This is a genomic window from Halorhodospira sp. 9621 (genome assembly GCF_022228055.1).
GTDB classification, from domain to species: domain Bacteria; phylum Pseudomonadota; class Gammaproteobacteria; order Nitrococcales; family Halorhodospiraceae; genus Halorhodospira; species Halorhodospira halophila_A.
The window spans coordinates 1-859 of sequence record NZ_JAJNRD010000097.1; the positions used below are offsets into that span (position 1 = coordinate 1).

1 protein-coding gene is annotated in these 859 nt (G+C 60.9%); it reads right to left on the reverse strand.

Going from position 1 to position 859, the window contains the following annotated elements:
• Window positions 1-850 (reverse strand): PAS domain-containing protein (locus LRF89_RS13255; RefSeq protein WP_274522168.1); only part of this gene is annotated, 850 nt, incomplete at its 3' end.
• Window positions 851-859 lie beyond the last annotated feature (9 nt).

Consider the following 859-nt stretch of genomic DNA (forward strand, 5'->3'; position numbering starts at 1 on the left):
GGAACTCGCTCTTGGCCCGGTTCGCTTGCTCGGCTTCCTGCCGGGCTCGCACCAGGGCCTCCTGCTGCTGCCGGCGCTCGGTGATGTCGTCCTGGACACCGAAGTGGCCGGTGACGCGGCCATGTTCATCGTGCAGGCAGGTATAGTCCCCAAGGATGATGATGGGCGTGCCATCCCCTTTCTGCTCATGCGTCACCGCATGGGCCCGGCCTTGATCGAAAATCTCCCGAAGCACGGCGCGACCGTGCTCAAGCTGTTCCTCGGGGAAAAAGTCCCGGTAGGTGAGGCCGATGAACTCCTCACGGTCAGCGCCATATTGATCGAGCATGGCCTGATTGATCTTGGTCATCCGCTGATGGGCCACGACATAGTCAAGCAGCGATTCTTTCTCCGCCTCTGAGGCCGCGTGCCAGTCGATCGGCTCATCGAGCATCATGAAGAAAAAGCCCATGATCGACTGATTGAAGAATTCCTCGAGCAGCGCCTTGCTCTCGGTCAGTTCCTGCTCGGCGCGGACTCGGTCGGTGATATCGTGCACATACCCATGCCAGAGGGTGCTGCCGTCAGCCAGGCGCTCCGGTGTGGCATGGCCCTCCAGCCAGACCGTGCCCTTTAGGGGGTGCTCGATCCGGTAGCTGTGGCGCCAGGGTGTGAGGGTCTCGGCCGATTGCTCAATGCTCCGGTAAACCCCTTCCCGGTCGGCCTCCCAGACGACTTCGAAGAGGCGATCGGCGCACTCCATGGCCTCTTGAGGCGTGATGCCGTAGATCTTCTCAATGCCCTCGTTGGCGTAGACGAAAGCCGAGCTTCCGTCAGGCCAGAGGCGGTATTGATAGATAAATCCGGGCAGCTGTTAGAT